Annotated in this window: 2 protein-coding genes; both read left to right on the forward strand. The window is 37.8% G+C overall.

What is annotated here, in order from left to right:
• On the forward strand, nucleotides 1-718 hold a 718-nt coding region (locus tag ACY65O_RS19205), incomplete at its 5' end, for an ABC transporter substrate-binding protein (RefSeq protein ID WP_462222472.1).
• Nucleotides 719-897: 179 nt separating this feature from the next.
• On the forward strand, nucleotides 898-1840 hold a 943-nt coding region (gene fbaA, locus ACY65O_RS19210; RefSeq protein ID WP_462222473.1), incomplete at its 3' end, for a class II fructose-bisphosphate aldolase.

The following is a 1840-nucleotide window of genomic DNA, read 5'->3' on the forward strand; positions in this document are numbered from 1 at the left end:
GGTTGTACCATCGCAAACTGAGCTATTGCATTATTTAGGTTTGCAGGGTGAAACCATTGGCATCACAAAATTTTGTATCCATCCCAAAGAATGGTACAGCACCAAAACAAAAGTAGGTGGTACAAAAACTTTAAACATCAACCTTATAAAAAAATTACAGCCCGATTTAATTATTGCTAACAAAGAAGAAAATGTAAAAGAACAAATAGAAGAGCTGGCAAAAGATTTTAATGTGCTGGTAACTGATGTTAACAATGTGGAAGATGCTTTACAAATGATTGTACAAATTGGGCAAGTAACGCAAAAAGAAAAAGAAGCTTTACGTTTAGTTAATGAAATAAAAAACGGATTTGCAAAAATTAAACAACCCATGCAAAAAATAAATACGGCTTATTTAATTTGGAATAAACCTTACATGACCGTTGGTGGTGGTACATTTATCAATGATATACTCAGCCAATGCGGTTTGCAAAATATTTTTGCCGATAAAGAAAGATATCCTGAAATGTCGATTGCCGATTTGCTTATTGCAAATTGCCAGTTGGTTCTACTTTCCACCGAGCCCTACCCTTTTAAACAAAAACATATTGATGAATTACAACAGCAATTACCCCATACAAAAATAATTTTAGTGGATGGGGAAATGTTTAGCTGGTACGGCAGCCGTATGTTACTGATGCCGCAATATTTGCAGCGGCTTGTGAATGGCGGGTTGTGAATGGTGAATGGTGAATAACCCTCTGCCGAATGTAAAATCTTAATAAATTATCACACTCCAATTGCCTATTTCTTATTGCCAATTACACATTGTCCATTACCCATTGCCTATTGACAACTGCCCCTTCCCTATTGCCCATTCGCCACAGTTTCTTACATTTGCAAAAAAACAAATTACTTATGAGTAAATACAGTCCGGGTGTTTTATTTGGTGCAGAGTTAGAAGCATTGTACAACGATGCAAAAGATAACCAGTTTGCGTTACCTGCAGTTAATGTAATTGGTACCAATTCGGTTAATGCCACATTAGAAACTGCGGCAAAAGTTAAGTCGCCTGTTATTATACAATTTAGTAATGGCGGTGCACAATTTTTTGCAGGCAAAGGAATGCCCAACGATAAAATGCAGGCCAATATTGCCGGCGGAATTTCTGGTGCATTGCATGTACACACTGTTGCAAAACATTATGGTGTGCCGGTAATTTTACATACCGATCATGCTGCAAAAAAATGGTTACCGTGGATAAGTGGTTTATTAGATGCAGGCGAACAATTTCATAAAGAAAAAGGGCAACCGCTTTTCAGCTCTCACATGCTGGATCTTTCGGAAGAGCCTATTGAAGAAAATATAGCTACTTCTGTTGAGTTTTACAAACGCATGGCGCCATTGGGCATGAGTATTGAAATTGAATTAGGTGTAACCGGCGGCGAAGAAGATGGAGTTGACAACAGCGATATTGATAATGCAAAATTATATACACAGCCCGAGCATGTGGCGTACTCTTATACCGAGTTAAGTAAAGTGGGAAAATTATTTACCGTGGCTGCAGCATTTGGTAATGTGCATGGTGTGTACAAATCGGGTAACGTACAGTTAACACCGGTAATTTTAAAAAACAGCCAGGAGTATATTGAACGTGAATTAAAAACAGGCCCTAAGCCAGTTTACTTTGTATTCCACGGTGGTAGCGGATCTCCTCAAGATCAAATTAGAGAAGCTATTGGCTATGGTGCTATAAAAATGAATATTGATACCGATATGCAATGGGCATTTTGGGAAGGAGTTTTAAATAATTACAAAAAAAATGAAGCCTATTTACAAGGCCAGTTAGGAAACCCCGATG

Origin of the sequence: Ferruginibacter sp. (assembly GCF_031430955.1) — a bacterium.
Taxonomy (GTDB): Bacteria; Bacteroidota; Bacteroidia; order Chitinophagales; family Chitinophagaceae; genus Ferruginibacter.